The following is a 26762-nucleotide window of genomic DNA, read 5'->3' as shown; positions in this document are numbered from 1 at the left end:
GCGGCCGGGCCGCGTGGTGGAGGACGGGCCCGGGTGCGGGGCGCCGCCCGGGGTGGAACGCGCGTGCCGTGGTTCCTCAGCCCCGCTGACCGGCCTTGCCTGCCCGTCGCAGGACGGTCGCGGGCGGCGGAGACCCGCCCGCGTCCCGGTTCTGGGGCGGGGGCGTCGTCAGGCGTCCTTGTGCTGCAGCTCCAGGTCCAGGAGCTGCCTCTTGCGGTCAAGACCGCCCGAGTAGCCGGTCAGGGCTCCGCTCGCGCCGATCACGCGATGACAGGGGCGCACGACCAGCAGTGGATTGGCACCGATCGCGGTACCGACCGAGCGCACCGCCGCACGCGGGGCGCCGATCCGTGCGGCGATCTCGCCGTAACTGAGCGTGGTGCCGTACGGGATGGCCTCCAGGGCCTCCCACACGCGCCGCTGGAAGTCCGTGCCGCGGCCGGTGGCGTACTCGATGCCGAAGCCGGTCCGCCGGCCGTCGAAGTAGGCGCGCAGCTCGGCGGTGATCCCGGTGAACACGCCCGCGTCCCGCCTCCACCCGTCCTGGACCGTCGCGCCGCCCTTCTGGCCGGGTACGGAGAGCGAGGCCAGGGCTGTGCCGCCCGGGGCGGTGGCCGACTCCTCGCCCACCAGGAGCAGCTCGCCGAGCGGGCTGTCGACTGTCGTGTAGAAGGTCATCTTCGGGGTCCTTCCGGTCCTTCCTGATGCGTTGATCATGTCGTTCGACCGGACTGGGCCAGCCATGGGCTCTCCGGCGGGGTGCGGATGCCGGGCCACGCCGCCGGCCCCGACGGCCGCGTACCGGAAGCGGCGCCGCCGTACCTGCCGCTCCGGCCCGCACACCGCCCCGTACCTGCTGTCGTCCGTTGTCACCCCTCAAGGGTGCGGCATCCCGCGTCATAGGGCTGGCGGAAATCGGACATCACGTTGCGGCGGCCGGGTCCCCGGGGCCGGGGACGCCGGGCGGCCCGGGCCGGGATCCGGGCATCTTCCGGACTTTGATTGGAATCATTCCAGAAGAGTGGTTGACTGCGGACGTGATCGAAACCGAGGCCACGACCCTCCTGCGCGGAGCGTCGCTGCGGGTGACCCGACCCAGGGTCGCCGTGCTCTCGGCTGTCCATGAAGCCCCGCACGCCGATGTCAGTACCCTCCTCACCCTGGTACGCGAACGCATCGGCGCGGTCTCCACCCAGGCCGTCTACGACGTGCTCAAGACACTCGTCGACGCCGGACTGGCCCGGCGGATCGACCTGCCGGGCTCTCCGGCACGGTACGAGGGGCAGACCTGGGACGACCATCAGCACGTCGTCTGCCGCTCGTGCGGCACCATCGCCGACGTCGAAGGCCCCCAGAACGCTCCGCGCCTGGACGCGCCCCGGAACCACGGGTTCACCATCGACCACGTGGAGGTCACGTACTGGGGCTTGTGCCCGGTATGCCGGCCCGAGCGCGGCCAGGGGGACCCGGAGTCGGTGAACAGAAGTTCTCACACGGAGGAGCAGGACAATTTCTGACAACACGAAGCCGCTGACCACTGCCGCCGGCGCGCCGGTCGCCAACAACGAGAACGCCGTCACCGCGGGTCCTCGCGGGCCGATGCTGCTCCAGGACGTCTGGTTCCTGGAGAAGCTGGCCCACTTCAGCCGTGAGGTCATCCCCGAGCGCCGTATGCACGCCAAGGGCTCCGGCGCCTTCGGCACCTTCACGGTGACGCAGGACATCACGCGCTACTCCCGTGCGGCGCTCTTCTCCGAGGTCGGCAAGCAGACCGAGCTCTTCGCCCGGTTCTCCACCGTCGCCGGCGAGCGCGGCGCGGCGGACGCGGAGCGCGACATCCGCGGATTCGCCCTCCGCTTCTACACCGAGGAGGGGAACTGGGACGTCGTCGGCAACAACACGCCGGTCTTCTTCCACCGCGACCCCCACCACTTCCCCGACCTCAACCGTGCGGTCAAGCGCGACCCGCGCACCAACCTGCGGTCGGCCGAGAACAACTGGGACTTCTGGACCAGCCTCCCCGAGGCCCTGCACCAGATCACCATCGTGATGTCGGACCGCGGGATCCCCGACGGCTACCGCCACATGCACGGCTTCGGCTCGCACACGTACTCGTTCATCAACGAGAGCAACGAGCGCTTCTGGGTGAAGTTCCACTTCCGCACGCAGCAGGGCATCAAGAACCTGACCGACGCGGAGGCGGCCGCCATCGTCGCCGACGACCGCGAGTCCTCGCAGGCGGACCTGTTCGACGCCATCGAGCGCGGCGACAACCCGAAGTGGACCTTCTTCATCCAGGTCATGCCCGAGGCGGACGCGGCGACCTACCGCTACCACCCGTTCGACCTCACCAAGGTGTGGTCGAAGAAGGACTACCCGCTCATCGAGGTCGGCGAATTCGAGCTCAACCGCAATCCGGAGAACTACTTCGCCGACGTGGAGCAGGCCGCCTTCACCCCGGCCAACCTGGTGCCCGGCGTGGGCGCTTCACCCGACCGCATGCTGCAGGGCCGGCTGTTCTCGTACGGTGACGCCGCCCGTTACCGCGTCGGGGTCAACCACCACCAGATCCCGGTCAACCAGCCCCGTGGCGCGAAGAACGTCAACACCTACCACCGCGACGGCCAGTTGCGCGTGGACGGCAACCAGGGTGCGGTGCCCGGCTACACCCCGAACAGCTACGGCCGCTGGGCCGAGCAGCCCCAGTTCGCCGAGCCCGGTCTGGCACTCGACGGTGCCGCCGCGGACCGGTTCGACTACCGCGAGGACGACGACAACTACTTCGAGCAGCCGGGCAACCTGTTCCGGCAGATGACCCCGGACGAGCAGGACGCGCTGTTCGGCAACACCGCCCGGGCGATCGACGGGGCCTCGAAGGCCACCGTCGAGCGCCACATCAACCACTGCACGCAGGCCGACGCCGCGTACGGCGAGGGTGTCCGCAAGGCCATCGAGGCCCTGCAGGCGAGCAAGCAGGCCTGATCAGGCCATAGTTGAGTAGGGCCCCGGACGACGCACGCCCGTCCGTCCGGGGCCCCTTGTGTGTGCCCGAATCGGCCGGGCGACGGCTACCCGAGCAGCGCCGTCCGGCCGAACATCTCCGCCGCGGCCCGGGCGCTGGGGGTGCCCGCGTCAAGGTCGGCGCCGGCGGCGATCAGGGCCGCCACGATCGCGTCCTCGCCCTTGAACAGGGCGCCCGCGACTGGAGACTGGTCCCGGCCGTTGCGCCGGTCGACATCGGCGCCGCGCCCGATCAGAGCCCGGACCGTCTCCGCCCTCCCGTGGTACGCGGCGAGCATGAGCGGCGTGTTTCCCCCGGGGTCCTGGACGTCGACCGGCAGCCCGTGGTCGAAGAACTCCATGAGTGCTTCCGTGCGCCCTTGCCTGGCCAGGTCGGACACGATCACGATGAGCTGGTTCGTCTGTTCCTCGGAGAGCGGTTCCATGCCCACACTCTAGGTGCGGGTCCGGCCGCCGCCCCGAGGCGGCCCGCGAGCACGCCCCGGCCCGCCCCTGCGATTCGGGCCCCGGAACGGGACGAGGATCACAACGTCCGGCGTGTCTGAACTTCACGAGAACTCCAGCGAAATGGCACGTGTGTGGATATCGTGCACCGAGCGAGGGCGCATCCGTCAGTCCATGGGATCGGCGGATGCGCCCCGTTTGTGGGGATGCAACTGTGGCTGGGGGGTTCATGGGGCATGTCGAAATACCTGAAACGGATCTATCAGGGCCTGTCGGACTGACGGGAGCACCACGACCGCGTACCGCCACGCCCCGGAGCCACACGGTGGCTCCGGAGCGCGTGTGGAGAGCACCGACGACCGTGGAGCGCGATCGCACGGAGCGACCACGGGCGAGGAAACTGCCCGATCCGCGTGTGCCCGTCCTCGTCATGACCGATCTGCTGGGCCTGGGAGTTCCCGCCTGGCTCGTGCTGCGCACCGGCGGCCAGGCTGGGGCCCTGGCCTCCGCGGCATCGGCGGCTCTCGTCTGGGCCGGTGTGCGCGCGTCACGCGGACGGTACGCACGACGGTTTCCGGGGGAAGCCGCCGGAGCGGTGCACGGCCCCTTCGGCGACTGGCTGGCGCTCGTCGGTGTGCTCGCCGTACTGCTGGCGATGACGGGTGGCGGCTCCGACCCGGCCACCGCCGTCGCCGCACTCGTACCCGGGCTGGGAGTGGCCGTGCTCGTCGCGGCGGTCGGCCGGTGGCGGGCGGCGACCCGGCGCGGACACCGTGTCCTGGTGGTCGGTGAGGCCGCGGGCCTGGACCGGGCGGTGAGTCTTCTCAACTCCCGTACGGATCACTTCTACAGGGCCGTCGCCGTGGTTCCGGTGGGTCCGGAGGCGCCGAACTGCGGCACACCGGTGCCCGGCAGGCTGGCGCCCGAGCGTGCGGACGACGACGTGTCCACCGTGCTCGGCAGCGCCTTCGCCCACGACGCGGACCTGGTGCTCGTCGCGCCCGGCCCGCAGATCGACGACGACCGGCTGCGCCGGCTGGCGTGGGGCATGCACGACAGCGGGCTCGCCCTCTGCGTGCTCTCGGACCTGTCCGGCATCGCGGCGGCCCGGGTGCGGCCCGCCTCAGCGGCGGGGCTGACCCTGCTGCACATCGCGCCGCCGCTGCGGCATGGCCCGCAGGCGCTGCTCAAGACCGTGGTCGACCGGGCCGGTGCGGCGCTCGGACTGCTGGTGCTCGCACCGCTCCTCTTCGGGGTGGCGCTCGCGGTGCGGCTCTCGTCGCCCGGTCCCGTCTTCCACCGTCAGACCCGTCACGGCCGGCACAACAGGCCGTTCACCATGTGGAAGTTCCGCACGATGGTGGCGGACGCCGAGGGGCGCAGAGAACAGCTCTCGACCGCGAACGAGAGCGAAGGGCCGATGTTCAAGATGCGCCGTGATCCACGAGTGACCCGGATCGGCCACGCGCTGCGCAGGACCTCCGTGGACGAGCTCCCGCAGCTCCTCAACGTGCTACGGGGTGACATGTCCCTGGTAGGACCACGTCCACCGCTGCCGGAGGAGGTCTCGCGTTACGACGAACGGGAGCTGCGCCGGCTGGCCGTCAGGCCCGGCCTGACCGGGTTGTGGCAGGTCAGCGGCAGGTCGGACCTGTCCTGGCAGGAGACGGTGTCGCTGGACCTCTGGTACGTCGACAACTGGTCGGTGGCCGGCGACATGGGGCTGCTGGCCCGTACGGTGCGCGCGGTCACCGACGGCCGCGGCGCGTACTGAGGCACGGTGGGGGGACGCGGGAGGAAGCGCGTGCGCGAGAACAGGACACGGTGCGGCCGCCGGGCCGGGCGGTCAGTCGCGGGGGGCGCCGTCGCCTCGCCACCAGGCGTAGGTGCGGGCGATGCCGTCCCGCAGGGGGATCTGCGGCTTGAAGCCGAGGGAGGAGAGCCGGGACACGTCGAGGAGCTTGCGCGGGGTGCCGTCGGGCTTGGAGGTGTCCCAGACGATGCGGCCCTCGAATCCCGTCACGTCCCGTACGGTCTGGGCAAGTTCACGGATCGTCAGGTCCTCGCCGCAGCCGATGTTGACGGGTTCGGGCCCGTCGTAGGACTCCAGCAGCCGCGCACATGCGGCGGCGAGGTCGTCGACGTGGAGGAATTCGCGGCGGGGACTTCCGGAGCCCCACAGGGTGACCTCGCCGGCCCCGTCCCGCTTCGCCTCGTGGAAGCGGCGGATCAGGGCGGGCAGGACGTGCGAGGTCTCCAGGTCGAAGTTGTCGCCGGGGCCGTAGAGATTGGTGGGCATGGCGCTGATGTACGAGGCGCCGTACTGCCGGCGGTAGGACTGCACCTGGACGATGCCGGCGATCTTGGCCAGCGCGTAGGCCTCGTTCGTCGGCTCCAGGGGGCCCGTGAGCAGCGCGTCCTCACGGATCGGCTGCGGGGCGTACTTGGGGTAGATGCACGACGAGCCGAGGAAGAGCAGGCGCTGGATCCCGGCGGCGTGCGCGCCCGCGACGACCGCGAGCTGGATGCGGAGGTTGTCCTCCAGGAACTGCACCGGATTGGTGCTGTTGGCCATGATCCCGCCCACCTTGGCGGCGGCCAGCACGACGGCGTCCGGGCGGGTCTCGCGCAGGAACGCCTCGGTCGGCGCGGCCTCGCGCAGATCGAGTGCGTCCCGGCCGCGGGTGATCACCTCGTGGCCGTCGGCGGTGAGGCGGCGCACCAGCGCCGATCCGACGAGACCGCGGTGGCCCGCGACGAATATGCGGGCTCCCGGGCGCAGCAGGGGCAGGGCGGATTCCCGGGCCGGGCCGGGGGTGTCTGTCGTCATGGCTCGGATTGTGCCAGCCGCCCGGTACCCGGGTGACTCTTTGCCGCATTCCACTCAGATCAGGAAATTTCGGTGACACAAACCGCCCCACGGGCGACCACAGAAGGGGGGAGTCATGGCAAAGACCGCACTCATCACCGGTGTGACCGGACAGGACGGTTCGTACCTGTCGGAGCTGCTGCTCGAGAAGGGTTACACGGTCCACGGACTGATCCGGCGTTCGTCCAGCTTCAACACTGAGCGGATCGACCACATCTACCAGGGGCCCGAAGAGGCGAACCGTTCCTTCGTGCTCCATCACGCCGATCTGTCCGACGGTGTGGCGCTGGTGAACCTGCTGCGCGACATACAGCCCGACGAGGTGTACAACCTCGGCGCCCAGTCCCACGTCCGGGTGTCCTTCGACGCACCGCTGTACACCGGTGACGTCACCGGCCTGGGTACCGTTCGGCTGCTGGAGGCGGTCCGGGCGAGCGGGATCGAGACCCGGGTCTACCAGGCGTCCTCCTCCGAGATGTTCGGCGCGAGCCCGCCCCCGCAGAACGAGGAGACGCCCTTCCACCCCCGCAGCCCGTACAGCGTGGCCAAGGTCTACTCGTACTGGTCGACGGTCAACTACCGTGAGGCGTATGGGATGTTCGCCACCAACGGCATCCTGTTCAACCACGAGTCCCCGCGCCGGGGCGAGACCTTCGTGACCCGCAAGATCACCCGAGGGGTCGCCAGGATCAAGGCGGGCCTGCAGGACCGGCTGCACCTGGGCAACCTCGACGCCGTACGCGACTGGGGTTACGCCCCCGAGTACGTGGAGGCCATGTGGCGGATGCTCCAGTGCGACACACCCGACGATTACGTGGTGGCCACCGGCGAGGGGGTCAGCGTCCGGCAGTTCCTCGAGTACGCCTTCGAGCACGCCGGCCTCGACTGGGCGGAGCACGTGCGCTACGACCCGAAGTACGAGCGCCCCAGCGAGGTCGACGCGCTGATCGGTGATGCCTCGAAGGCGGAGGAACTCCTGGGCTGGAAGCCCGAGGTGAAGTCGCGGGAGCTGGCGCAGATCATGGTGGACGCGGACATCCGGCTGCTGAGCGACCAGCTCACGGGGTCAGCGGTCCGGATGGACCGATGAGCAGGCCAGGACGTCTCGGACGCGACCGGGCCGGCGTGTTCGCGTCGGTCCTCGCTCTGGCCGCGGGGGCGCTCGGCGCCACAGCGTCGTGCCGGTCACCGGCACGTTGACCGAATCGGCGGTCACCCACAACACCCGGCCGACGCTCTCCACGTCCGTGCCGGGGACCATGACCGGCGCGTCCGCGGTATCCACCGGCCACTCGGCGGACCTCGACGCGACGACACTGGGCGGGGCCCTTGACTCCGCCTCCTCACTCGCCCTGACCGGCAGCGGGACGGACAGTCTCCGCATCTGGCCGAGCGAGGCAACCGCGGCCTGCCGGCCGCAGCTCGTTCTCACCTTCGGAGATGAATGATGAACGGAAGTACGGGGCGGAGACCAGGGGGACGTGGCCGCGTGCGGGCCGCCTCCACCGCGCTCTGCCTGCTCGCGGGCGCGCTGACAGCGACCGCCGTCGGAGCCTCGCAGGCAACGGCCCTGACACCGCCGGTGTCCATCACCGCGGACGACCTCACCACCTGGCAGACCAACGGCATCGTCTGGTCCATGGCCGCGACCGACGGCGTCGTGTACGCCGGAGGCACCTTCTCCACCATCCGGCCGCCTGACGCGGCCGCGGGCACCTCTGAACAGCCCGCGGTCAACTTCGCCGCCTTCGACGCCGCCACCGGCGCGCCGACGGGCTGCAGCCTGTCCTTCACCCTGTCGTCGGGGACGGCCACCGTCCGGGCGCTCGCGCTCTCACCGGACGGCGCAACGCTGTACGCGGGAGGCCAGTTCGGCTCGGTGAACGGCGTGGGCGTCAGCAACGTCGCCGCGATCGACACCGCTACCTGCACGCCTCGCCAGGACTTCAAGATCTCGGTGTCGGCGACGGTGCGGGCCCTGGACGTCACCGCGAACACCGTCTATCTGGGCGGTGACTTCAACAGCGTGGGCGGCCAGACCCGAAACGGGTTCGCCGCGGTCACCACCGGCGCGGCCCTGCTGCCATGGACCGCCAACGCGGACGAGGTCGGGCGGGCGGTCCAGGTGACACCCGACGGACAGCATGTGGCGCTCGGCGGTGACTTCTTCACCGTCAACGGCACCACCACCCACGCCCTGGCCGTGGTGGACGCCACGACGGGGGCCCTCACGAAGAGCTATCCGGGCTTCATCCCCAACACGTCCACCGTCCAGGACCTCACGACGGACGCGACGGGTCTGTACACGGCCAACGAGGGCACCGGCGGCGGCGTGTTCGACGGCCGGATCGCCATCGACCTGGACGACTACCAGCAGCGCTGGCGGGACACCTGCCTGGGCGCGACCCAGGCCGTCCTGGTGCACTCCGGTGTGCTGTACAGCGGAAGCCACGCCCACGACTGCTCCAGCATGGGCGAGTTCCCCGACCAGCCGCGCAGGCACCTGCTGGCCCAGTCGGTCGACGACCCGGCGCTCCTGCCCTGGTTCCCGGACACGAACGACGGCATCGGCGAGCCCGTCGGGCCCCGGGTGATGGCACAGACGGACAAGGGAGGCCGCCACTACCTGTGGGTCGGTGGGGAGTTCACCACCGTCAACAGCGGCGGCCAGCAGGGCCTGACCCGGTTCGCCGACGGCCCGGACACGGGCGCGCCGTGGGTGCCCAACGTCAGCCTCTCCACGGTCGCCCCGGGGAGGATCGACGTCAACTGGCAGACCAGCTTCGACTCCGACGACGGTGAGCTGACCTACCGGATCTACAAGGACGGGGCGAGTACACCCGTGCACACCGTCACGGGCTACTCCGTCTTCTGGAACCGTCCGCAGCTCAGGTGGACCGACACCGACGTGGCGGTGGGCGAGACCCACTCCTACCGCATCACGGCGAGCGACGGCACCAACACCAGCGCCAAGTCCCCGGCCCAGTCCGCGACCGTGGCGGCGTCCACGCAGGCCTACCCGGCGCGGGTGCTCTCGGACGGTGCGTCGCTCTACTGGCGTTACGACGAGGGCACCTCCACCTTCGCCGCGGACACGACCGGCGGGCTGGACAACGGCTTCCTGCGCAACGGCCCCGCCTACCGGCAGACGCCGGCCGCGATCGCGGGCAGTTCGACGGCCATAGGCTTCGACGGCTCCACCGAGTACGCGTACAGCAACAAGCTGCACGCGCAGCCGGCCCGCTTCTCCGTGGAGACCTGGATCAGGACCACCACCACACGCGGGGGCAAGGTCATCGGGTTCGGCAACCTCACCCAGCAGAACAGCACCCGCTACGACAAGCAGGTCTACATGGCCAACGACGGGCGGCTGGTCTTCGGCGTCTACAGCGGTGGCACCCGCACCGTCACCACGACGGGGGCCTACAACGACGGCAACTGGCACCACGTCGTCGCCACCCAGGGCACCGGCGGTATGGCGCTCTACGTGGACGGGCAGCTGCGCGCGTCCAACCTCCTCTACACGGGCAACGAGAACTACCCCGGCTACTGGAGGGTCGGCGGGGACAACCTGGCCAACTGGCCGAACCGCCCGACCAGCAACTTCTTCGCCGGACAGATCGACGAGACCGCGGTGTACCCGACCGCGCTCAGCTCGTCCCAGGTCAGCGCACACTACGCCCTGAGGACGGCCGAATGAGATATCCGCTCCTGGCCGGCACCGCCGTCGCCCTCGCGACGGCGGTGCTGGCCGCCTGCGGTTCGCCCGGCGGGTCCGGTGGGCCCGCCGACCAAAGCAGGGGGACCGCCGCGGGCAGCACGCCGCCCGCGGCGGTCTCCCCCGCCCCCTCCGTCGCCGGCCCCCCGGCCGCCGGTGCGGACGGACAGTCCACGCAGCCGGCCGCCACGCCGAAGGCGCCCGCCGGAGACATCACCCCGGCGACGGGGTCCTTCACCAGGAAGCAGAAGGAGTACCTGACCGACCGCGTGCCCAAGGGCATGGACCCGGCGGCGGTTCTCCAGACGGGCCAGGAGACCTGTGACAGGCTCCGCTACCTGGACAAGGCCGACCGGGACATCGCCGTCGGCGCGATCGTGTCCGGCGAGATCACCGACGCCGGACCTGCGGTCACCCATCTCTGTCCCCAGCAGCAGGACCTCGTCGACGACGCCGCGCGCGGCTACGCCGACGGCACGCACAAGGGCGCGGCTCTGCGGCCGGGCCGCTACCGCGCCGCATCACCCACGAAGGCGTGCAGCTGGCAGGTGGCGGGAGCGGGCGGCAAGGTCCTGGGATCCGGTTCCTCCGACACCGGCAAGCCGGTGGAGATCACCGTCCCGAAGGCCGCCCGCGCCTTCACCTCCACAGGCTGCTACGCCTGGCTGCCCCGAGGAGACAACGTATGAGCAAGCTCCCCATAGCCGTCGCGATCCCCACGAAGAACGAGGGTCTCAACATCGCCGAGGCGGTGAAGTCGGTCCTGGGCCACTTCGAGGCGGTCGTCGTGGTGGACTCCCACAGCACCGACGACACGGCGAAGATCGCCGAGGAGTGCGGAGCCGAGGTGGTCACGTACACCTGGGACGGCGGCCACCCGCGCAAGAAGCAGTGGTGCCTGGAGAACGTCCGCACGGACCTGGACTGGATCCTGCTGCTCGACGGCGACGAGCGGCTCAGCCCGGGGCTGCTCGCGGAGCTGCGCCGGATCTTCGCGGATCCGGCGGCCCCGAAGCCCGCGGCGTACGACATCCCGCTGGGGTACTGGTTCTCCGGGAAGCGGCTGCGCCACGGCTACACCATCCGCAAGCGCTCCCTCACCGACCGGACCCGCTGCCACTACCCGGAGGTGGGAGATCTCGCCGCGCCGGGCATCGGCGAGGTGGAGGGGCATTACCAGCCGGTCGCGGCGACGGCCGAGGCGCTGAGCAACCCGATCGAGCACCAAGACCTCGACCCGGTCACCGCGTGGTTCGAGCGGCACAACCGCTACTCGGACTGGGAGGCGTGGCTGGAGCACAACCCCGAGGTGAAGGAGCAGGTGCGGAAGGTGAAGTCCCGCCAGGGACAGCTCTTCCACAAGGCACCGTTCAAGCCGCTGGTGTCGTTCGCCTATATGTACGTCTACCGGCTGGGGTTCCTGGACGGACGCGCGGGTCTGGACTTCGCCCTGGCGATGAGCTTCTACCGCTGGCAGATCGCACTCAAGTCGCGTGATAAGCCCGCACGTTGACGCGCCGGGCCCTCACCCCCGCCTCCGGCGGACCACGTCCTCGTAGGTCCGCCGGAGGGTGGCCGTGACGGCCTCGATGGTGAACTGGTCGTTGACCAGCTGCCAGGCGGCCTTGCCCGCCTGCTCGGCGGCCTCCGGCTCCAGCAGTTCCAGCACGGCGTCGGCGACCTTACGGGCGTTGGCCGCGTCCTCGCCGACCCGGCTGTCGATGATCCGGCCCGCGCCGGCCCCCGACACATCGGGGCCCTGCCCGCAGGTGCGGGTGATGACGACCGGAGTGCCGACCGACATCGCCTCCAGGACCGAGACCGGGAACGGCTCCTCGATCGCGGGCAGCACGTACACATCGGCCTCGCGTGCGGCGGCGAGGACCTCGTCGTGCTCCAGCGGGCCCACGTGGTCCAGGGAGTCCGTGACGCCCAGGCTCCGGGCGAGGGCGAGGGTGCCGGCCAGCGCGCCGGTGTCCGGGCCCGCCAGCACGAAGCGGGCGTCCGGGTGGCGGGCGAGGACGTGCGGCATCGCGGCGATGAAGTCCTCGGGCCGCTTGCGTTCCTGGATGCGGGCGAGGTACAGCACGGTCGGCGGGCGGCCGGGGTCGCGGGCGGGCTTGCGCTCCTGCGGGCGGACACCGTTGACCAGCCGTACCGTCCGGGTGAGCGTTACGGGAGCTGCGACGGCGTTCACATCGACCCGCTCCATCTCGGTGAGGTGCAGGACGGCGTCGGCCTCGCGCAGTACCTTGCGGACCCCGAGGACGTCGGTGAGCTGGGCGACCTTCTTCTCGGTGGGGTCGATCATGCCGTGGGTCTGGACGACCAGGGGTGTGCGGGTCGCGAGCGCGAGGAGCGCCGACGGCAGGGTCACCAGGTCCCGCATCAGGTGGACGTGTACGAGGTCGGCGCCGCGCATCATGCGGCGTGCGGTGCGCAGCAGCGCGGCGGAGGTGATGCCACTGACCTCGAACATCGGGAGCAGGTGCCGCGCCTGGAAGAGGTGGACGGGAACTCCCTCCACGTGAACGGGCAGTTCGCCGTCGGGGAAGTCGTCGCCGAGGGCCATGACGCGTGCGTCGTCGCCGTTCGCCCGCTGGACCTTGGAGAGGTTGAACGCCACCCGGGTCGGGCCGCCGAAGGCATGGTCCGGAGTGTGGAGCGTGACAACGTGAAGGACTTTCACCAGAGTTCCCCTCGACTGCGGCCAATAATTCACAGGGTAGTCATCGCGCCCCCTCAAGTGGGCTGATTCGTTACAGTGTTCAGCGGTTCACTGATCCCGGGGGGGCGCATGACGTCGGTGCACACATCGGCGCAGGAGCAGGCCGCCCGCGTGGTCGCGCGTCCGGAGTGGGCACGGGCCGGGGGCGGTGTCCCGGAGCCGCCCGAGCGGCCGATCGTCTGGTCGATGCTGTCGCGAGCCCTGTCCGTGCCGCTGATCCTCGGCCTGGTGTGCTTCCTGCCCGCGGTGATCGCCGCCCAGCCCGGCAACGGGGTCCGGGACACCGCGTACTGGCTCCAGTTGGTGCTCACCTGCTATGCGGGCGCCCGGCTGGCGACGATGATCCTCTCCACCCGGCGGCGGCTGCTCCAGGGCGTCTTCTGGATGTTCGTGTACATCGCGATGGGCGTGGCGCCGTTCGCCCAGGTGGTGATCGGGCAGACGCCGACGCCGATGGTGGGACCGCGCCAGGATCTGATCACGGCCACCGCGATGGTCCTGGTGGGGTGCGCCGCCTACGACCTGGGGGCGCTGCTGGCGTCACGCCGGCCGCTGCGGAGGCGTCCGGCCTCCGCGCGGAGCTCGGGCGGAGGACCGGCCGTGGCCCATCCGCTGCGGCTGCGGCTGCTGGTGCTGGTGGCGTTCGTGGCGAGTGCGTTCTACGTGATGAAGCTGGGCGGGCCCGCGGTCTTCTTCTCCAGCCGGCAGGAGATCAACGAGACCGTGGCGGCGAGCGGGGTCGCCGCGGAGGGGTCCAATGTGGGCTCGGCGTTCCTCAAGGGCTTCGGCACCGTCCCCGCGCTGCTGGCGTTCCTCTTCTACACCCGGCGCCTGGTGACCTCGCGCCGGGCGCGGCGCTCCCCGTCGACGGCCCTGGTGTGGGCGGTGCTCGCGGCGGTCAATCTGGTGGTGAACAACCCCATATCCAACGCCCGTTACTGGTTCCTGACGGTACTGATGGCGTTCGTGTTCACCGCCCTCCCGAGCAGTGCGGCGGTCTACCGCACGGTGCTGGCGACGGGGGTGATGGGGGCGCTGGTGGTGTTCCCGTACGCGGACAAGTTCCGGTACGACGACGAAGGAAAGCGGCCCGCGCAGTCGGCCTCGGTCTTCGAGCCGCTGGTGACCAAGGACTACGACCAGATGGTGATGTTCGCCAACACCATCTCCTGGGTCGATACCCGGGGCCACACCTACGGCCGTCAGCTCGCGGGCTCCGCGCTCTTCTTCGTCCCCCGGGCGGTGTGGAGCGGAAAGCCCGAGGACACCGGGGTCCGGGTGGGCGAGTGGATGGGGATGAACATGACCAACCTGTCGGCTCCGCTGTGGACCGAGTTCTGGGTCGACTTCGGCGCGTCCGGGATGATCGGGGGCCTCGCGCTGATCGGCTACGCGGCGGCCCGCACCGACCGCAAATACGCCCTGGCCGTCACACGGGCGGGTCCGGGCCCGGGCAGTGTGCTGGCGATCGCGGCGCCGCTGCTCGCCGGGTACACCTTCATCCTGCTGCGCGGTCCGCTGCTCCAGGCCGCGGGGAAGCTGGCGATCGCCGCCCTGTGCCTGGTGCTGATCACCACGTTCAGGGAGCAGAGGGCAGTGCGCCGGCGCTGACGGTCCGCTCCACCGGGGCCCGGCGGCGCAGCAGGGCTACCCGGGTCCAGGTGGCGGCGGCCTTGCAGACCGATCCGAGGCACAGGCCCCAGGCGGCTCCGGGGACGCCGCCGAGGGCGTAGCCCCCTGCCATGAACGCCACGGCGGTGAGCGAGAAGACCACCTGGATACTCAGCGTGGTACGCGGGTCGAGCATGCGCAGGGCGAGCAGACCGCAGGTGCCCACGGCCATCGCCGCGTACTGGCTGCCGGTCGCCGGGAGCAAGGAGGCGGCCGCGGGCCAGGTGTCGCCGAGCAGTTCGCGTCCCGCCGCCTCGGGCAGCAGGGCCAGTCCGGTGGCCCAGAGCGCGGCCGTGGCGGCGAGGACGGCGGCGAGTCCCGCGGTGGTCCGTGTCCGGCGCCGCTCGTCGCCGATACGGCTCAGCAGCGGCGGGCCGAAGGACGTGGCGGAGGTGAACAGGACGTTGAGCGGGCCGAACAGGGTGGTCGCCCCGCGCAGGGCACCGACCAGGAGGGGGTTGGCGACGGCGCCGAGGCCGAGGACGGAGAGCTGGCTGGTCGCGTTGCCGACCCCGAACTCGATGACGAAGCGCTGCCCGAGGTGGCCGCGCCGCAGCAGCGGGCCCAGCAGCAGTGGAGTACCGGCGGTCGCTCGGTGCAGCAGGACGGCCGACAGCAGCAGGGCGGGCAGCGCGGACAGGCCCCAGACCAGGATCAGCCGGGCGGGGGTGGCCCCGTACTCCTGGACGGACAGCGCACCGAGGACGCAGGCCAGCCGCAACACGTCTGCGCCCAGGGCGAGATGGGGCCGTCGGAGGGTGGAGAAGGCGTAGCGCAGGGCGTCCTGCCCCAGGACGACGGGCAGGACGAGGCCTAGCATCATGAGGGCGCGGGCGGTGTCACCCGGGACGAGCAGGCAGACGGCGGCGAGCAGCCCGCCGAGGGCGGCCGAGGCCCCGACGGTGAACACGGCGGCCGAGCGGCAGGCACCCCTGGTGTCCTCGCCCGCACCGCGCCGCAGGACCAGCGGCTGTCCGGTGTACGCGCCGGAGACACCCAGCAGCACCGTGAAGACGAGGTAGACCGCGGAGAAGCGGGCGAAGTCGGCCACGGTCGAGAGCCGGGCGGCGGCCACCAGCACCAGGATGTTGGTGAGCGCCGCCACGCCCTGGTCCGCGACCGAGCAGAAGATCGCGGTACGGGCTCTCAACTCCGCGCCCCCGGGAGCGTGAAGGAGCGCAGCCCCATGGTCTCGTCCGGATTCCCGGTGACCTCCGGCGCGTCCGCTTCGAGGGCCGGAGCGCCCGGCCCCCGGCCGCCCCTGCGCCGGCCGGGCTCGGTCCGGTGTTCCGCGCGTCCCAGCCGGCCCCGGCCGGAGTGGAGCAGGGCGCCGAGCACCGAGCCGCCGGAGGCTCCGATGATCTCCCGGATGCGTTCCAGGTCGCTGCGGTGCACATCGCGCGGGTCACAGACGATCATGACACCCTCGACCCGGTCGACCAGGGCGACCGCGTCGGCGTACGACAGCACCGGCGGCGCGAGCACGATGACCACGGTGCCCGGGCGGTCCGCCTCGGCGACGATGCGGCCGACCGGTGCCGAGGTGAGGGCGCGCGGGACGTTGTCCGCGGTGACCCCGGCGATCAGCGCGAACGCGCCGGAGCCGGGCACGTCCACGTTGAAGCGGGCACCCGTCGGCCAACTGCCGTCGCCCTCCTCGGCCGCCCAGCGCGGCGGCCGCACCTCGTGGGCCGACGAGCCCAGATCGCGCGCCAGGGACGGGGTGCGCAGGTCGGCCTCGACGATCAGCACGTCGCGGCCCATCTCGGCGAAGGCGGCCGCCAAGTTGACCGCGGCCGCCGCCGCCGCGGCGTTGTCGCCCCGGGGGGCCGTGACCAGGAGGCGGCGCCTCTCCGCGAACGACGGGTCGTAGGCCAGCCGGAAGGCGACCGCTCGGTACTCCTCGGCCAGCCGGGATCCGCTGCGCCCGATCGCGAGCAGTGTGCCGGCGGCGGCGCGTTCCCGGGGCAGGGTGCCGAGCAGCGGGGCACCGAGCGAGCGGACGAGCTCGCGGGGGGACCGTACGGCGGGGTCGAAGACGAGGCGCACCCAGGAGAGCAGCAGTCCCAGCGCCAGGCCGACGACCGCGCCGAGACCCAGGAGCAGCGGCATTCCGGCACCGGTGGGCGAGGTGGGTGCCACCGGCTTCTTGTTGAGGTAGCCGGGGGTGGTGTCGAGGGCCCTGAGCTCGGAGATCTTCCGGGTCAGCTCGGAGATGGAGACGATGATGTTGGCCCGGGCACTGCTCACGTCGTCCGTGGCGTCGGCTCCCTCCTCCAGCAGGTCGCGCTTGTCCTCCAAGGGTTCGAGCTGGGCGCGGTAGCCGTCCGCCATGTTCTCGATGCTCTCCTGGGTCCGCGACCTGCGGTGTGCCAGGTAGGCGTTGGCCAGGGCCTCCGCGCGGGAGCGTGCCTGCTCGGGAGTCGCCCCGGTGTAGGAGAAGCGGAGGGTGAGAGTGTTGGGCGGGTTGGTCACCTGGAGGCCGGACAGCAGCTTGCGGGCGGTGACGTCGTCGCCCTGTTTGAGCAGGGACCCCGCCGCCAGCACACCGACGGTGTCGCTCACCGCGGTCTGCCGTTCGGAGCCGATGTTGATGCCCTTGTCGGCGGAGGCGCCGGTGGCGAACGGGTCGGCGGTCGCGGAGCGCACCTGCACCTCGCCAGTCGCGGTGTAGGTGTCGTCGCCGCTCAGCGCGAGGAAGCCGCCGCCGAGCAGGCCGACGAGGACACCGCCGGCGAGCAGGGTGCGGTAGCGCAGGAGCTGACGGAACTGATCGCGCAGCAGCGCCGGTTCGTCCTGGTCGTCCAGCGGGCGGATCGAATGGCTCATCGGCGTGGTCTCCCTTGTGCTTCCCCTGCGCGTACGCCCCCGACCGGTCCGTCGCCGGGTCGTGAGCCCCCGGACGTCGCGTCCGCGAGCGCTTCGGTGAGCAGCGCGTCGAAGCGGGCCAGGCCCGCCTCCCTGCCCAGGTGCCGTGCGACGTAGCCGGGGCCGTGCGCCCCCAGCGTGTCCGCCGCGGCGGGATCGGCGGTCAGTTCCCGTACGGCGCCGAGGAGCGCGGCCGGGTCCTCGGGGGCGACGAGCACCCCCGCACCGGAGCGGCGCACCTCGTCGGCGGTTCCGCCCTCGCCTGCCACGGAGGCGACGACGGGACGTCCCGAGACGAAGTACGAGGTGAGTTTCGACGGCACGCTCATGTCGAGCACGGAGGCCCGCTGGGTGACCGCGAGCACATCGGCGGCGGCGAGTACGTCGGTGAAGTCGCCCGCGCCCGCGGGCGGCAGGAAGTCGATGTTGGGCAGTCCCCCGGCGAGTGCGCGCAGCGCCTCGCGCTGGTTGCCGTCGCCCATGAGCACGACCCGCACGTCCGGTGCCAGCCCCGCAAGAGCGACCAGCACGTCGAGCCCCTGCTTGAGGCCCATGTTCCCCGAGTGCAGTACGACAGGGGTGCCTTCGGGCCACCCGAGCCGGGCACGGGTGGCGGCCCGGTCACCCGAAGGGCTCCCCACATGCGTCCAGTTGGGGACGACACGGATGCGGCCGGGGTCGACGCCGAGGGCGGTGACCCCCTCCACGAAGCTCTCGTGGATGACGCCCACGAGTGCGGCGCCGCTCAGTGCGTGGCGCTCGGCACGTGCGGCGACGACCGCTGCACGGCCACCGCCCCGGATTCCGCTCTGCGCGGCGGCGGCGCCCATCAGGTCCTGGACCACGGGTATGTGGGGGACGCGGTGGCGGCGCGCCAGCCAGGCGCCGATGACCCCGCCCGCGAGGCTCGGCATCTGGGAGATCACCGCGTCGGGCCGCCCCGGAGGCGGGGCGAGGATGCCGTGGAGCAGCACGGACCCCTCGAACAGGCCCCGTCTCAGCGCGGTCTGATGTGACGGCACGTAATGGCGGCGACGGTGCACGCGCACCCCCCGGCGCTCCTCCACCCGGCGCCACGCCCCCCGGTACTCCTCGTCCACGCGCCAGGCCGGGTAGTGCGGCATGCCGGTCAGGACCTCGGTCCTGGCCCCCGACGCCGCCCAGTGCTCCGCCAGTTGCGTGGCGTACGGGCCTATGCCCGTCAGCTCGGGTGCGTAGTTGGTGGAGACCACGAGAAGGTGGCGGTTTTCGAACGGTCTCTGATGCTCAGCAGCGGACAACGGATGATCGCCTTCCCCCCCGGAACAGCCTCTCCTTCGAGCTTATCCGTTCACGGGTTGCACAAGTGTTCTTCACAGTAAGGTCGTTGCACCAGTTCCACCGTGGGGGGAGAGAACGGATGGTGCAGCACAGAGTCGGTTACGCACCGGGGGTGTACGACCTGTTCCACGTCGGCCACCTGAACATCCTGCGGCACGCCCGCAGCCAGTGCGACTACCTGGTGGCCGGGGTCGTCTCCGACGAGATGGCCGCGCTCGCCAAGGGCCACAAGCCGGTGATCCCGCTGCCGGAGCGGCTGGAGATCGTGCGCAGCGTGCGCCATGTGGACGCGGCATTCGTGGAGACCGTTCCGGACAAGGTCGAGACCTGGCAGCAGGTCCGCTTCGACGTCATCTTCAAGGGCGACGACTGGCGTGGCACGGAGAAGGGTGAGCGTCTGGAGCGGGACTTCGCCGAGGTCGGGGTGGAGGTCGTCTACTTCCCGTACACGGTGCACACGTCCAGCACCCAGCTGCGCCGGGCACTGGACGTGCTCGTCAGCCGGCCCGGAGCGCTCTCAGCTCCCTGAACCACTTGGCCAGGAACGCCACCAGGAACACGGCGTGCACGGCCGCGAGCAGGGCGTACCCGGCGCGGAAGGCCCCGGGCGCGCCGAGGAGCAGGAAGACCAGGCAGAAGACGCCGTAGTCGGCGGGCAGGAGCGCCACGGCCCGCACCGAGGACACCGGCGCCGCGGGACCGGCGGGCCCCGGGGCGGTGCGGGCCGCCGCCTTCCCGAGCTGCTCACGCAGCAGTCCGGCGCAGAACGTCAGCACGGCGACGAACAGGAAGGCGAGCGGCAGCAGCAGCCACGCGTCCCCGGGCAGCGGGCCGAACCGGTGGAAGGAGATCAGTACGGCGCTGTGGACCAGGATCAGCTTGGCGCAGTCCACCACATGGTCCAGCCACTCCCCGTCGGGGCCGCCGCGCCCCGTCAGCCGGGCGAGCTGCCCGTCCGCCGAGTCGAAGGCGAAGCCGACCGCCAGGCCCGCCCAGACGAGGAACCCGAGCCGCCAGGACGGTTCGGACAGTGCCACCGCGGCGATGGCGGCGAAGGTGAACCCGGCACTGACGAGCGTGACCTGATTGGGCGTCAGTCCCGCTCGGTACGCACCGGCGGCGAGCACCCGTCCGGCCGGGCGGTTCACGTACCGCGAATAGAGCGAGACGCCCTTGGACGTCTTCTGTGCGCCGCGCAACTCGCGCAGCACCGTACCCGTGCTTTCCATACGCCCCCCAGCGCCGGCCACAGCGATCGCTGCATCATGGCAGACGAACGGCCCGCGGGGCGCGGGTACGCGGCAGATCAGGTCTCCTGACCGCATCCGGGCGGCCGGGGCGGCTCAGTCCGCCCCGGTGCCGCGCTCCGGCCCCGGGCCCCGCTCGGGCGCACGCTCCGTGAGCTGCCGGTCCAGATCGTCGCGCAGCAGCTCGGCGTGCTCGATCTGGCCGGTGCGGTAGGCGGACCGCGCCACCAGGTGCGCGGCGACCGGCCCGGTCAACAGCTGGAAGAAGCCGATGAGGCCCAGCGTCGCGAGGTCCATGCCGCTGCGCAGCCGCAGCGCCACACCGGCCAGCACCAGCAGCAGCCCCAGGGTCTGCGGCTTGGTCGCGGCGTGACTGCGCGAGAGGACGTCGGGGAGCTTCAGCATCCCTACGACGCCGAGCAGGCAGATCGCCGCGCCGACCAGGACCAGAACGGCCCCCACGGTGCCGCTGATCTGCACCCAGATGCTCATCCGGATCCCTCCTCGTCGGCATTGCGGCCGGGCGTCGGTCGCGACGGCGGCCGGTCGCGTACGGCGATGAAGCGGGCGATGCCCACCGATCCGGTGAAGCCGAGGAAGGCGAGCACCAGCATGATCGAGAAGTAGAACGCATCGCGTGCCAGCGCCGACTTGGCGCCGAGCCCGGCAATGATCAGGGCGGCGATGACATCGAGCGCGATGGCCCGGTCCAGCATGGAGGGGCCGCGCCAGGCCCGGTAGAACATCAGCGCTCCCGCGACGACGAGCACCACGACGGCGGCGGTCAGCAGGACCCGGTCGACGGTCTCGGGTGCGCTCATGTCCCGTCCTCCGTGTCGCCTTCCATGTCGCCTTCCATGTCGTCGGACGACTCGTGGCCCGGCGGCGGGCCGGCCACCCTCCGGATCTCGTCACGCGTGCCGAACGCCCGCACCGTCAGGCGTTCCAGTCGCCAGACCGAGCGCCGTGCGGCGGCCAGTTCCTCCGGCCGGTCTGCGTCGAGCACGTGCAGGAAGAGCGTGGCGGTGGCCCGGCGCACCTCGATGACCGCACCGCCCGGCACGTTGGACACCGTGACGGCGGTCGCGGCGAGCATCAGGTCGCTGCGGCAGCGCAGCGGTACGGCGATCACGGCGGGCCTGTGCGGACGGCCGGAGAAGATCTGCCGGGTGACCTTCACGCCGGAGGTGTACATGTCGTACAGCAGGTATCCGGAGAGCACCAGGATGCCCCAGGGGTGCAGCCGCAGACCGAGATCGACCTGGGGCAGCGGGAAGGCGAGGCAGACGGCGACCGCCACGACGGCTCCCGTCAGGACGTTGGCCCAGGTCATCGTGGACCACAGGAGCACCCAGATCAGGGTGAGCCACGCGATCAGCGGAAGGTCGAGTACCCGGCGTCCGCGTCCGGCGAACTCGACGCTGCAGAGCGGCATTTCGGGGTTTCCGCGGGACAGGGTGAACAAGCGCCTCACCGGTCGAGCACCTCCTGCGTGTAGGGCGTGCGCGCGATGAGCTCGGCCGCCGCCCGGTCGGTGAAGGTGGTCAGCGGGCCGGCCAGCACGGTGAACGCGAGGCCGAGCGCGACGGCTCCGGCGGTGGCCGCGGCCATGGCCCGGGGCGGTTTGGTGGTCGTGGTCACCGCGCGTCCGCGCAGGCTCGCCGTGAGGGTCTGGCCGGCCGGCACGGGAAGCCCCCCGACGCCTTCGTCCCCGGTGCCCGGCATCCGGTCGGGTCCGGCGTCGGCGTCATCGTCGCCGGTGTCTTCGGCATCCTCGAGAACCGTGCCGTAGGCCGCCTGGTCCGGTGGCTCGGTGCGCCAGAAGGCCAGGTTCCAGACCTTGGCCATCACGTACAGGGTGAGCAGGCTCGTCACGGAAGCGCCTGCGACGAGGATCCAGGCCCAGACGCCGCCGTCGGCGACACCGGCCTGCATGAGGCCGAGTTTGCCGATGAAGCCGGACAACGGCGGGATGCCGGCGAGGTTCATCGCGGGGATGAAGAAGAGGACGGCGAGCAGGGGGGCAGCCTTGGCCAGCCCGCCGATGCGGGTCAGTTCGTTGGTGCCGCCGCGGCGCTCGATGAGCCCGGCGACGAGGAAGAGCGTGGTCTGCACGGTGATGTGGTGGACGACGTAGAAGATCGCCCCGCCGTACCCCGCCCGGGTGGCGAGGCCGATACCGAAGACCATGTAGCCGATGTGGCTGATGAGGGTGAAGGACAGCAGCCGTTTCAGGTCAGTCTGGGCGACCGCGCCCAGGATGCCCACGATCATCGAGACGAGCGCCACGGCCAGCAGCAGGTCGCCGAGGCGGTTGCCTGGAAAGAGCAGGGTCTCCGTCCGGAGCATGCAGTAGACGCCCACTTTGGTCAGGAGGCCCGCGAAGACGGCGGTGACGGGTGCGGGCGCCGTGGGATAGGAGTCGGGGAGCCAGGCCGCGACGGGGAACACCGCGGCCTTGACGGCGAAGACGGTCAGCAGCATCGCCTGGATCAGGGTCTGCACGCCGAGGGGGAGTTCGGGCAGCCGCGCGGCCAGCTGGGCGAAGTTGACGGTGCCGGTGGCGGCGTAGGTCATGGCGATGGCCGTCAGGAAGAGCATCGACGAGAACAGCGAGATGATGACGTAGGTGGAGCCCGCCCGGATCCGCGGACCGGTGCCGCCGAGGGTCAGCAGGACGAAGCTGGCGACCAGCATGATCTCGAACGCGACGTAGAGGTTGACGAGGTCTCCGGCGAGGAACGTGCAGGACACCCCGGCCACCAGGATCAGGTAGGCGGGGTGGAAGACGGCGACCGGAGTCTCCTTGTCGCGGTCCGACATGCCCTGGCCCAGCGAGTAGACCAGGACGGAGAGCGTGACGGCCGACGAGACCGTGAGCATCAGTCCGGACAGCCGGTCGGCGACCAGGGTGATGCCGAGCGGCGGTGCGAAGTCGCCGAGGTCGACGTGGAGGGGACCCTGGCGGTCCGCCGCGATCATCAGCGCGACCGAGAGGCCGAGCACGGCCGTGAGCACCGCGACACTGATGAACCGCTGGAACCGGGCGAGCCGGGTACCGAACGCCAGGCTGAGCCCCGTGGCGCAGAGCGGCAGCAGCACCGGCAGCGGGACGAGCGCGTTCATGCGGCGCCTCCTCGGTCGGGGTCGGAGGGGTCGGGACCGGAGGGGCCAGGATCCGAGGGGTCGGGGCCGGGGCCGTCCTGCGCGGGGTCTGCTCCCGGATCGGCCCCCGTGTCGTGGGCACCGGCGCCCGGGGCGGTGTCTGCGGGCCGCGCCGCCGGGGCGGCTGCGGTGGGGTAGTCCCCCGGGTCGGCACCCACGACGTCGTGCCACAGATCGCCCGTGGCGTCCCGCCCTCTGGCCTGCAGAGCACGGTCGGCCCGGAGCCTGGCCCGCAGCCGGCCGCGCTCCTCGCGGTAGCGGTCGCGGTCCTGCGGCGTCCGCTCGGACTCCGACCTGTACTCGTCGCGGAGCTCGGCCCACTCGCCCCGTACCTCGGCCCGCAGCACGATGCGCCGGTCCTCCAGGTCGTCGTGGACCTCGTCGGTGCCCGTCAGCTGATGGCTGCGGTACGCCATGGCCAGCAGGAACGCGGTGGTCGCGAGGGTGATGACGATGGCGGTCAGCGCGATGGCCTGGGGCAGCGGGTCGGTGACCCGGCGCAGCGCGACCCCGTAGAGCAGCGGTGCCTCGCCCGCCGAGCCGGTCGCGGAGAGCACCAGCAGGTTGATGCCGTTGCCCGCGATCACCGCGCCGAGCAGGATGCGGGTCAGAGGCCGGGTGAGCATGAGGACGCCGCCGACCGCGCACAGGACGACGGCGGTGAGGAGCAGCGAGACACTGACGGTCATCGGCTCGTGCCTCCCGTGCCGGTGTCCGGCGCCGGCGCGAGCGCGCCCGCCGCCCGCTCGATCTGCCGGTCGACCTTCGCTCCCAGCGCGCGCACGATGTCCAGGACCACGCCCAGGACAAGGAGGTACACACCGCAGTCGAAGACGACCTGGGTGCCGATGTGGTAGTCGCCGAGGACCGGCAGGTGGCCGTGGTACACGAACGCGTGGAACACCGTCCCGTCGACGAGACCGCTCAGGGCGACCCCGGTCGAGAGGAACAGGCCGAGTCCGGTGAACAGCCCCGGCTGGAGCGGTGCGGCCTCCGCGAGCTCGAAGCGGCCCCCGGCCAGGTATCGGGTGATCAGGGCGAGCCCCGCGACGAGGCCGCCGACGAACCCGCCGCCCGGCATGTTCTCGGCGCAGAACAGCAGGTACAGCGAGAGCACGAGGATCGGGTGGAAGAGCAGCCGGGCCACCACCTCGAAGACGACGGAGCGGTGTTCGGGCGCGAGGGTGTCCCCGGCGGCCAGCCAGCTGCGTTCGGGGGCCGTGTCGTCTCCCTGGGGCAGGCCGGTGAGCGGGGTGCTGTGGAGCGACCATGCGGTGTCCCCGCGCAGTTCCTCCCTGCTCATGGAGATCTCACTGCGGCGGTGCAGGTAGATGAGGCTGGTCACGCCGATCGCTGCGGCGGCGAGCACCGCTGACTCCCCCATCGTGTCCCAGGCGCGCAGGTCGACCAGGATCGTGGCCACGACGTCCTTCAGGCCGTGGTGGGCAGTCTCCTCGACCATCGCCGCGCCCGCCGAGGGCGCGACGCGGGCGGAGGCCACCACCCACAGGGAGACTCCCAGCGTCGCCGCGGCGCCCAGAGCCACGGGGACGCGCACCGCCCGCCGCCAGGGGCTCACGGACTCCTGGAAGTGCACGGGCATCCGGCGCAGGACGAGCACGAACACGATCATCGACACGGTCTCGACGCAGAACTGCGTGAGTGCCAGGTCGGGTGCCCCCTGTACGACGAAGAGCAGCGCGGCCCCGTAACCGGTGAGTCCGGCCAGCACCACGGCCTTCATGCGGCGGCTGACGGTGAGACAGCACAGGGCGGCCGCACAGGTCAGCACCGCCATGGCGGCCTGGAGCGGGCTGTCCCACGCCCGGGGCGCGACGGCGCCGTCCCAGGGGCGGTCGGTGAACAGGACCGCCAGCTGTCCGGCAAGCATCACGAGCAGGGTGGTGGCGAGGTAGACGGAGAGCGAGCCCCGCTGGACGAACCCGGTGACCTGGAGGGCCAGGCGTTCCAGGCCGAGCAGGAGGTGACCGAAGACGCTGTCGGCGGTGGGCCATGCGACCCGCCGGGAGATCCGGTTTACGGTGGTGCGTCCGGTGAAGAGCAGGGCACCCGCCGCCCAGGCCACGGCCGACAGGAGCAGGACCGTCCCGAAGCCGTGCCAGAGCGCCAGGTGGTAGGGGTGGGCCGGGGCCGGGAACGCGTCGGCGTAGGCGCTGAGCAGCGGGTCGGTCCAGCCAACGCCGGGGCCGAGCACGAGACAGGCCACGGCGAGCAGGGCGGGCGGGGCGAGGAAGGCGGCTGGGACCCGGTGTACGGGGGTGTCGTCGACGCCGGGTTTGCGCGCGAAGGCGCCCCAGACGAAACGCAGCGTGTACGCGACGGTCAGCACCGAGCCGGCGACGGTGACCGCCAGCATCCACCGGTCGAAGGTGTCGCCGTCGAGCAGCGCTTCGAAGGCGGCTTCCTTCGCGGCGAAACCGAGGAAGGGAGGCAGGGCGGCCATGGACGCGGCGGCGAGCACCGCCGTCGCGCACACCAGCGGCATCGAGCGTCCGAGCCCGGAGAGTCTGCGCAGGTCCCGGGTACCGGCGGCGTGGTCGACGATGCCGGTGACGAGGAACAGTGCGGCCTTGAAGAGTGCGTGGGCCAGGATCATGGCGACCGCCGCGAGTGCGGCGTCGCGATTGCCCGCCCCCGCGAGCAGGACCAGGAAGCCGAGCTGGCTGACCGTGCCGTAGGCCAGCACGATCTTCAGATCGTGCAGGCGCAGCGCCCGCCATCCCCCGAGCAGCATGGTCGCCCCGCCGAGCACCAGGACCACGGGCCGCCAGAGCGGGACGTCGGCGAAGCCGGGGGCGAGTCGTGCAACCAGGTAGACGCCGGCCTTCACCATGGCCGCGGCGTGCAGGTAGGCGCTGACCGGGGTGGGCGCGGCCATGGCGTTCGGCAGCCAGAGACTGAACGGCCAGATGGCGGACTTCGAGAGGGCCCCGCACAGCACGAGGGCGATGGCGACCGACAGGGCGAGGGTGGTGTCGGGTGGATCGGCGACGATCGCGGAGATGCGGTAGGTGCCGGCGGCCCGGCCGATGATCAGGAAGCCGACCAGCATGGCCAGTCCGCCGAGCGTGGTGACGGTGAGCGCCTGGAGGGCGGACCTGCGGTTCTGCTTGCGTTCGCTGCCGTGGCCGATCAGCAGGTAGGAGAAGACCGTGGTCAGTTCCCAGAACACGTAGAGGGAGATCAGGTCGTCCGCGAGCACCAGGGCGAGCATCGCACCGGTGAAGGCGAGCAGGTTGCCCGCGAAGGGGGCGAGCTTCGGTGAGTCGTCGGTGAAGTAGGCCGCACAGTAGAGCAGGACGAGTGTGCCGATGCCGGCGGCCAGCAGCACCATCAGTTCGGCCAGGGCGTCGAGCCGCAGCGCGAGGAATACGTCGTACGCCGGGATCCACTCCCAGCTCCAGGTCATCGCTCCACCGGCGGCCGTGTCACCCCATTCGGTGGCCGCCCAGACGGTCGTGACGGCGGGCGGCAGTGCGAGGACGAGGAAAGCGCGCCTGCCCGTCCGGCGCACCAGCGGGCTCGCGAAGGCGGCGAGCGCGAAGTGGCAGACGACGAGCACGACCGCGATCACGGTTGAGGAACCGGAGTATCAAAGGGCACACGCTGAACAAAGGGCACCGAATACAGATATATCCCCCAGCTCCGTTCACCCGTCCGGCGCGCCGCGCGAGGTGCGGGCCACCGGTG

24 protein-coding genes are annotated in these 26762 nt (G+C 71.4%); 10 read left to right on the top strand and 14 right to left on the bottom strand.

Annotated features, from left to right (window positions below):
• Positions 1 to 168: 168 nt before the first annotated feature.
• The gene (locus ACFU5K_RS14800; protein ID WP_384060832.1) at positions 169 to 678 is read right to left on the bottom strand and encodes a methylated-DNA--[protein]-cysteine S-methyltransferase; all 510 of its coding nucleotides are present in this window, start codon (positions 676 to 678) and stop codon (positions 169 to 171) included.
• Positions 679 to 1037: 359 nt separating this feature from the next.
• Between ACFU5K_RS14800 and ACFU5K_RS14795 the strand changes: the two genes are divergently transcribed.
• On the top strand, positions 1038 to 1517 hold the full coding sequence (locus ACFU5K_RS14795) for a Fur family transcriptional regulator (RefSeq protein WP_384060829.1): 480 nt from the start codon (positions 1038 to 1040) through the stop codon (positions 1515 to 1517).
• Positions 1510 to 2982: a catalase gene (locus ACFU5K_RS14790; RefSeq protein ID WP_384060870.1), complete on the top strand. Its 1473-nt coding sequence runs from the start codon at positions 1510 to 1512 to the stop codon at positions 2980 to 2982. Before ACFU5K_RS14795 ends, ACFU5K_RS14790 begins: the two co-directional genes overlap by 8 nt.
• 86 nt (positions 2983 to 3068) lie before the next feature.
• Here the strand turns inward: ACFU5K_RS14790 and ACFU5K_RS14785 are convergent, their stop codons facing one another.
• Positions 3069 to 3446, bottom strand: a complete 378-nt coding sequence (locus ACFU5K_RS14785; protein ID WP_384060827.1) for an ankyrin repeat domain-containing protein — start codon at positions 3444 to 3446, stop codon at positions 3069 to 3071.
• Positions 3447 to 3694: 248 nt separating this feature from the next.
• On the opposite strand from ACFU5K_RS14785, the gene ACFU5K_RS14780 reads away from it, so the two are divergent.
• Positions 3695 to 5239: a sugar transferase gene (locus ACFU5K_RS14780; protein WP_384060824.1), complete on the top strand. Its 1545-nt coding sequence runs from the start codon at positions 3695 to 3697 to the stop codon at positions 5237 to 5239.
• Between the two features lie 72 nt (positions 5240 to 5311).
• Here ACFU5K_RS14780 and ACFU5K_RS14775 read toward each other — a convergent pair whose 3' ends face one another.
• A complete protein-coding gene (locus tag ACFU5K_RS14775; RefSeq protein ID WP_384060822.1) occupies positions 5312 to 6295 on the bottom strand; it encodes a GDP-L-fucose synthase family protein in 984 nt (327 codons plus the stop codon).
• A gap of 115 nt (positions 6296 to 6410) precedes the next feature.
• Here ACFU5K_RS14775 and gmd point away from each other — a divergent pair, with 115 nt between their 5' ends.
• The 5 genes from gmd to ACFU5K_RS14750 all read left to right on the top strand — a co-directional run bounded on the left by gmd (position 6411) and on the right by ACFU5K_RS14750 (position 11565).
• Positions 6411 to 7424, top strand: a complete 1014-nt coding sequence (gene gmd / locus ACFU5K_RS14770) for a GDP-mannose 4,6-dehydratase (protein WP_384060819.1) — start codon at positions 6411 to 6413, stop codon at positions 7422 to 7424.
• Positions 7425 to 7530: 106 nt separating this feature from the next.
• Positions 7531 to 7782 carry a hypothetical protein gene (locus tag ACFU5K_RS14765; RefSeq protein WP_384060816.1) on the top strand — a complete coding sequence of 84 codons (252 nt, stop codon included), beginning with the start codon at positions 7531 to 7533 and terminating at the stop codon, positions 7780 to 7782.
• The gene (locus ACFU5K_RS14760; RefSeq protein ID WP_384060813.1) at positions 7779 to 10034 is read left to right on the top strand and encodes a LamG-like jellyroll fold domain-containing protein; all 2256 of its coding nucleotides are present in this window, start codon (positions 7779 to 7781) and stop codon (positions 10032 to 10034) included. Before ACFU5K_RS14765 ends, ACFU5K_RS14760 begins: the two co-directional genes overlap by 4 nt.
• On the top strand, positions 10031 to 10741 hold the full coding sequence (locus ACFU5K_RS14755; RefSeq protein ID WP_384060811.1) for a hypothetical protein: 711 nt from the start codon (positions 10031 to 10033) through the stop codon (positions 10739 to 10741). The genes ACFU5K_RS14760 and ACFU5K_RS14755 overlap by 4 nt, the downstream gene beginning before the upstream one ends.
• Positions 10738 to 11565, top strand: coding sequence for a glycosyltransferase family 2 protein (locus ACFU5K_RS14750; RefSeq protein WP_384060808.1), 828 nt, complete (start codon positions 10738 to 10740; stop codon positions 11563 to 11565). The genes ACFU5K_RS14755 and ACFU5K_RS14750 overlap by 4 nt, the downstream gene beginning before the upstream one ends.
• A 12-nt stretch (positions 11566 to 11577) precedes the next feature.
• Here the strand turns inward: ACFU5K_RS14750 and ACFU5K_RS14745 are convergent, their stop codons facing one another.
• A complete protein-coding gene (locus ACFU5K_RS14745; protein ID WP_384060805.1) occupies positions 11578 to 12741 on the bottom strand; it encodes a glycosyltransferase in 1164 nt (387 codons plus the stop codon).
• Between the two features lie 108 nt (positions 12742 to 12849).
• Here ACFU5K_RS14745 and ACFU5K_RS14740 point away from each other — a divergent pair, with 108 nt between their 5' ends.
• Entirely contained in the window at positions 12850 to 14391 is a 1542-nt protein-coding gene (locus ACFU5K_RS14740) for a hypothetical protein (RefSeq protein WP_384060801.1), read from the top strand.
• On the opposite strand, the gene ACFU5K_RS14735 is transcribed toward ACFU5K_RS14740, so the two are convergent.
• The 3 genes from ACFU5K_RS14735 to ACFU5K_RS14725 are packed head-to-tail and all read right to left on the bottom strand — an operon-like array spanning position 14360 to position 18599.
• The gene (locus tag ACFU5K_RS14735) at positions 14360 to 15601 is read right to left on the bottom strand and encodes a hypothetical protein (RefSeq protein WP_384060798.1); all 1242 of its coding nucleotides are present in this window, start codon (positions 15599 to 15601) and stop codon (positions 14360 to 14362) included. The two genes, ACFU5K_RS14740 and ACFU5K_RS14735, sit on opposite strands and share 32 nt — an antisense overlap.
• Positions 15598 to 17280 (bottom strand): lipopolysaccharide biosynthesis protein, encoded by a 1683-nt coding sequence (locus tag ACFU5K_RS14730; protein WP_384060796.1) that lies wholly within the window; start codon positions 17278 to 17280, stop codon positions 15598 to 15600. Before ACFU5K_RS14730 ends, ACFU5K_RS14735 begins: the two co-directional genes overlap by 4 nt.
• On the bottom strand, positions 17277 to 18599 hold the full coding sequence (locus tag ACFU5K_RS14725) for a glycosyltransferase (protein WP_384060795.1): 1323 nt from the start codon (positions 18597 to 18599) through the stop codon (positions 17277 to 17279). The genes ACFU5K_RS14730 and ACFU5K_RS14725 overlap by 4 nt, the downstream gene beginning before the upstream one ends.
• Positions 18600 to 18718: 119 nt before the next feature.
• On the opposite strand from ACFU5K_RS14725, the gene ACFU5K_RS14720 reads away from it, so the two are divergent.
• Positions 18719 to 19168, top strand: a complete 450-nt coding sequence (locus ACFU5K_RS14720; RefSeq protein ID WP_327113451.1) for an adenylyltransferase/cytidyltransferase family protein — start codon at positions 18719 to 18721, stop codon at positions 19166 to 19168.
• Here ACFU5K_RS14720 and ACFU5K_RS14715 read toward each other — a convergent pair.
• The 7 genes from ACFU5K_RS14715 to ACFU5K_RS14685 form a co-directional block, all read right to left on the bottom strand.
• On the bottom strand, positions 19137 to 19868 hold the full coding sequence (locus ACFU5K_RS14715; RefSeq protein WP_384060792.1) for a CDP-alcohol phosphatidyltransferase family protein: 732 nt from the start codon (positions 19866 to 19868) through the stop codon (positions 19137 to 19139). The genes ACFU5K_RS14720 and ACFU5K_RS14715 overlap by 32 nt on opposite strands.
• Before the next feature lie 114 nt (positions 19869 to 19982).
• On the bottom strand, positions 19983 to 20378 hold the full coding sequence (mnhG, locus tag ACFU5K_RS14710; RefSeq protein WP_384060789.1) for a monovalent cation/H(+) antiporter subunit G: 396 nt from the start codon (positions 20376 to 20378) through the stop codon (positions 19983 to 19985).
• Positions 20375 to 20707 carry a monovalent cation/H+ antiporter complex subunit F gene (locus tag ACFU5K_RS14705; protein ID WP_384060786.1) on the bottom strand — a complete coding sequence of 111 codons (333 nt, stop codon included), beginning with the start codon at positions 20705 to 20707 and terminating at the stop codon, positions 20375 to 20377. Before ACFU5K_RS14705 ends, mnhG begins: the two co-directional genes overlap by 4 nt.
• Positions 20704 to 21321 carry a Na+/H+ antiporter subunit E gene (locus ACFU5K_RS14700; protein ID WP_384060783.1) on the bottom strand — a complete coding sequence of 206 codons (618 nt, stop codon included), beginning with the start codon at positions 21319 to 21321 and terminating at the stop codon, positions 20704 to 20706. The genes ACFU5K_RS14705 and ACFU5K_RS14700 overlap by 4 nt, the downstream gene beginning before the upstream one ends.
• A 35-nt stretch (positions 21322 to 21356) precedes the next feature.
• Entirely contained in the window at positions 21357 to 23012 is a 1656-nt protein-coding gene (locus tag ACFU5K_RS14695; protein ID WP_384060781.1) for a Na+/H+ antiporter subunit D, read from the bottom strand.
• On the bottom strand, positions 23009 to 23740 hold the full coding sequence (locus tag ACFU5K_RS14690) for a Na(+)/H(+) antiporter subunit C (RefSeq protein ID WP_384060779.1): 732 nt from the start codon (positions 23738 to 23740) through the stop codon (positions 23009 to 23011). Before ACFU5K_RS14690 ends, ACFU5K_RS14695 begins: the two co-directional genes overlap by 4 nt.
• Positions 23737 to 26646: a Na+/H+ antiporter subunit A gene (locus tag ACFU5K_RS14685; protein ID WP_384060776.1), complete on the bottom strand. Its 2910-nt coding sequence runs from the start codon at positions 26644 to 26646 to the stop codon at positions 23737 to 23739. The genes ACFU5K_RS14690 and ACFU5K_RS14685 overlap by 4 nt, the downstream gene beginning before the upstream one ends.
• Between the last annotated feature and the right edge of the window lie 116 nt (positions 26647 to 26762).

Source organism: Streptomyces sp. NPDC057428 (genome assembly GCF_042803195.1).
Taxonomy (GTDB): Bacteria; Actinomycetota; Actinomycetes; order Streptomycetales; family Streptomycetaceae; genus Streptomyces.
This window is presented reverse-complemented; position numbering and strand designations above follow the sequence as displayed.